Here is a 3925-nt window from a genome sequence, read left to right as displayed (position 1 = left end):
CGATGAAGCTCGCCACAAACTTCGTGGCAGGCCGGTCATAAAGTGTGGCCGGCGGTGCGATCTGCTCGATGCGGCCCTTGTTCATGACGACGATGCGGTCGGAAATCGACAGCGCTTCGGTCTGGTCGTGGGTGACCATGACGAAGGTGGTGCCAAGCCGCGACTGCAGCCGCTTCAGCTCAACCTGCATCTGTTCGCGCAGATGCGCATCGAGCGCCGACAACGGCTCGTCGAGCAGCAGCACGCGCGGCTCGCAGACGATGGCACGCGCGAGCGCGACGCGTTGGCGCTGGCCGCCAGACAGTTCGGAGACACGGGCGCCAAGCTTGTCGGCGAGACCGACCATGTCGAGCGCTTCGCCGGTGCGCTTAGCCTGTTCGGCTCCAGACAGTTTGCGCAGCGACAGACCGAAGCCGACATTTTCTGCAACATTCATGTGCGGGAACAGCGCGTAGTCCTGGAACACGGTATTGACCGGCCGGTCGAACGGGCGAAGTGCCGTGATATCGCGGCCGTCTAGCAGCACCTTGCCGCTCGACGGGCTTTCGAAACCGGCGATGACGCGCAGACTGGTGGTCTTGCCGCAACCCGACGGCCCGAGCAGCGTGATGAACTCGCCGCTGATAATGTCGAGATCGACGGCGTCGAGCCCGACGATGCCGCCAGGAAAAATCTTCGAGACCGCCTGCAGCCGGACGAGTGGATCAGGCGCCATCGCGAACCTCGGACGGCTTCGTGGTGTTGACCCAGAGAATCTGGCACCGCTCGGCGCCCGGATTGCGGAAGGCATGCAAAAGCGTGCTCTTGAAGGCAAAGCTGTCGCCGGCCTTCAGCACGTACTTTGTCGAATCCACCACCAGTTCGACCTCACCAGCCAGCACGAAGCCGAATTCATGGCCGGCATGCGCATAGGCCTCGGCCGTGCCGCCGCCGGCTTCCACCGTCACCAGCATGCCGGTCAGCGTCGCGCCCGGGGGTGACAGCAGCGCCTTGGCAATGCCTTCCGATTTCACCGGGATTTGCCGCCGCTTGTCGGCACGCACGCAATAGAGGTCGTTCGCCGTATCGCTGCCGTCGGCGATCAGCGCCGACGGCTCGATGTCGAGGGCGGCGGCGAGCGGCCAGATCACCTTGACGCGCAGCGAGGACATGCCGCGCTCGATCTGGCTCAATGCCCCGATCGACACGCCGGCCTTTGCCGCAAGATCGGCCAGCGACAGCTTGCGCTCCAGCCGCAGCGCCCGCACCCGCCTGCCGACCCGCACATCGGCATCGTCCTTCGGCTTTTCAGCCGTTTCGTCCAGCATGTCCATGCGTTAGTCCTCGTTTGCTTTCCCTTCTCCCCTTGTGGGAGAAGGTGGATCGGCGCGCAGCGCCGAGACGGTTGAGGGGTGTTCCAGCGGAGTGAGACGCTGGTGTTCCCTGGAGCACCCCTCATCCGTCGCCTTCGGCGACACCTTCTCCCACAAGGGGAGAAGGGGGAGCTTTATCCCCCCGCCTTCACCTTCTCAAACATCTTGGCGAGGTCGTCATTCTGTTTCATCGGTCCGGTGAAGATGGTGGTCTTCAGCATCACCTCCGGGTCGGACGGCAGCTGCAATTTCTCCAGCTCCTCCTTCGGCACCGCCGCGAAGGCCGAACTGGTCGAGCTGCCATAGCCGTAGGCCTCGATCAGGTATTTGCCGGAATCCGTCTCCAGCCGGCTGTTGATGAAATCATAGGCGAGGTCGACATTCTTGGCGTCCTTGAGCATCACGAAGCCGCAGGCCCAGGTCAGCATGCCCTCCTTGGGCTTCATGAACTCGACCGGCACGCCCTGCTTCTTGAGCGAGGTGGCCGACGCGTTCCAGGTCATGGCGGCGACCAATTGGCCGCTGGCCAGCGCCTGTTCGACGGAGGTCATGTCGGTGGTGTAGTTGGAGAGCAGCGGGCGCTGCTCGCGCAGCTTCTCGGCCACCTTGTCCATTTGCTCCGGCGTCATGTCGAACGGATTGACGCCGGCGAGCAGCGCCGCCACGACAGGCGTGTCATGCACCGCGTCGATCGTCGCCATGCGACCGGCATACTGCTTGTCCCACAAAAGGTTCCAGCTCGCTTCCGGGTTCTTCACCAGATCGGTGCGGTAGAGGATCGAGGTGTTGCCCCAGTCCCACGGCACCATCCAGACCTTGCCGTCGCCAGCCTGCAGGTCTGGCAGGTTCTTGAACACCGGGAAGATCGAGTCCCAGTTCTTGATGCGCTTGGTGTCGATCGGCTGCAGCAGGCCTTCCTTGTTCCAGCGCGCCACCTTGTCATAGCAGGGATGCGCAATGTCGGGTCGGAAGCCGGCCTTGACCTTGGTGAAGGCGTCATCGTCGTCACCGAAGATCGAGGCCTCGACGCCATCGGGATGCGCGGCAAGGAAGCTCTTGTTGAAGTCGGGCAGTTCATAGCCCGACCAGGTGAAATATTGCAGTTTGTCGCCGGCGAAAGCGACGGTCGACGACAGCGCCAGCGCGAACGCCGTCAATCCAGCGCAAACAGTCTTTGCAGAGATCGATTTCAGGTCGAATGCCATTGCAGTTCTCCTCTCTTGGTTTGTTTTGGTTGTGATGGATCCGCAGGCTTTGGCGCCGTGGCGGACAAGCCGCGATGGCGCAGGATTTCAGCTGCTGCAGCGATGACGAAGGACACCGCCAGGATCGAAGTGCCCAGTGCCATCACCGTCGGCAGCGACCGGGGAAAACGCAGCTGGCTCCAGATGTAGAGCGGCAGCGTCGGCTCGGTGCCGGCCAGGAAGAACACGACGATGAATTCATCGAAGGAGATCAGGAAGGCCAGCATGAATGCCGAGACGATGGCCGGCAGGCTGAGCGGCAGCATGACCCGCCGGAAGGTCGTCCAGTCGGAGGCGCCGAGATCGAGTGCCGCCTCGCGAATGGTTTTCGGGATGGCGGCGAAGCGGCTGCGCATGATCACCACGGTCGTCGGCAGCGCCACCAATATATGGCCGAGAACGATGGCGACGCGCGATGGCCCCAGACCAACGAGGTTGATGAGGATCAGCAGCGATATGCCGACGATGACGCCCGGGATCAGGATCGGCAGCCTTGCGATGGCGCTGATGGTGGCGGCCAGCGGCGAGCGGCCGTAGAGGTCCATGTAGGATACGGTTATGCCGCACAGCGTCGCACCCGTGGCGGCGAAGGCGCCGATGGCGAGGCTGTTCAAGAGTGCACCGGTCAGCGCCGAATTGCCGAACAGCGTCGCGTACCATTGCAAGGTAAAACCTTGCAGCGGAAACGCTGCCTGGATCGAGTTGTTGAAGGAAAACAGCGGGATCAGCAGCACCGGCAGATAGAGAAAGACCAGATAGGCGGCGATATACATGCCGAGCCAGCGGCCACCTCCGTGCGTGCGTGCAGTGCTCATGTGCGGCTGCCAAATCTGCGGTCGGCGAAGCGCGCGACCAGCACCACGCACAGGATGACCAGCATGACGGCGACGGAGAGTGCTGCGCCAAACGGCCAGTCATTGGCCTTGCCGAATTGCGCCTGGATCAGCGTGCCGATCATGGTGCTGGCCGGGCCGCCGACGAGCGCCGGCGTGACATAGTCGCCGACCGTCGGCACGAAGACGACGAGGGCTGCCGCCAGCACGCCCGGCATCGAATTGGGCAGCACGATCCGGCGGAAAGAGGTGAATGGCCGCGCGCCGAGATCGGAAGCGGCCTCGATCAGCGATTTCGGGATGGTGTCCAGCGCCACGTAGATCGGCAGGATGGCGAAAGGCGCATAGGCGTGCGCCAGCGTGACGACGACGGCGGCCGGCGTGTTGAGAAAGGCCAATGTCGGCTCGGACCAGATGCCGCTTTCGATCAGCGCCGAGTTCAAAACGCCATTGTAGGCGAGCACGATCTTCCAGGCGAAGACGCGCAGGAGATAGC

5 protein-coding genes are annotated in these 3925 nt (G+C 63.2%); all 5 read right to left on the bottom strand.

Translation table 11 applies throughout. The annotated features are described in order from the left end of the window. Positions 1 to 715 (bottom strand): ATP-binding cassette domain-containing protein (locus ENZ75_RS24300; protein WP_128278366.1); only part of this gene is annotated, 715 nt, incomplete at its 3' end. Beyond that, a complete protein-coding gene (locus ENZ75_RS24295) occupies positions 705 to 1313 on the bottom strand; it encodes a cupin domain-containing protein (protein WP_063167638.1) in 609 nt (202 codons plus the stop codon). The genes ENZ75_RS24300 and ENZ75_RS24295, both read right to left, overlap by 11 nt. 173 nt (positions 1314 to 1486) lie before the next feature. After that, positions 1487 to 2557 (bottom strand): ABC transporter substrate-binding protein, encoded by a 1071-nt coding sequence (locus ENZ75_RS24290; RefSeq protein ID WP_024502621.1) that lies wholly within the window; start codon positions 2555 to 2557, stop codon positions 1487 to 1489. Beyond that, complete coding sequence (locus ENZ75_RS24285) at positions 2542 to 3411, bottom strand: ABC transporter permease (RefSeq protein ID WP_063167637.1); 870 nt, start codon at positions 3409 to 3411, stop codon at positions 2542 to 2544. Before ENZ75_RS24285 ends, ENZ75_RS24290 begins: the two co-directional genes overlap by 16 nt. After that, positions 3408 to 3925: ABC transporter permease (locus tag ENZ75_RS24280; protein ID WP_164887969.1), on the bottom strand; the 518-nt coding region annotated here is incomplete at its 5' end. The genes ENZ75_RS24285 and ENZ75_RS24280, both read right to left, overlap by 4 nt.

Origin of the sequence: Mesorhizobium sp. M7A.F.Ca.CA.002.04.1.1, assembly GCF_004022805.1 — a bacterium.
Lineage (GTDB): Bacteria > Pseudomonadota > Alphaproteobacteria > Rhizobiales > Rhizobiaceae > Mesorhizobium > Mesorhizobium ciceri.
Note: the sequence above shows the minus strand (reverse complement) of the source record. Positions and strands in the feature narration are given on the sequence as shown.

Excerpts from the sequence above, each read along its gene's own strand:
- ENZ75_RS24290 (WP_024502621.1), bottom strand. The coding sequence starts at position 2,557 with ATGGCATTCGACCTGAAATCGATCTCTGCAAAGACTGTTTGCGCTGGA.
- ENZ75_RS24285 (WP_063167637.1), bottom strand. The coding sequence starts at position 3,411 with ATGAGCACTGCACGCACGCACGGAGGTGGCCGCTGGCTCGGCATGTAT.
- ENZ75_RS24295 (WP_063167638.1), bottom strand. The coding sequence starts at position 1,313 with ATGGACATGCTGGACGAAACGGCTGAAAAGCCGAAGGACGATGCCGAT.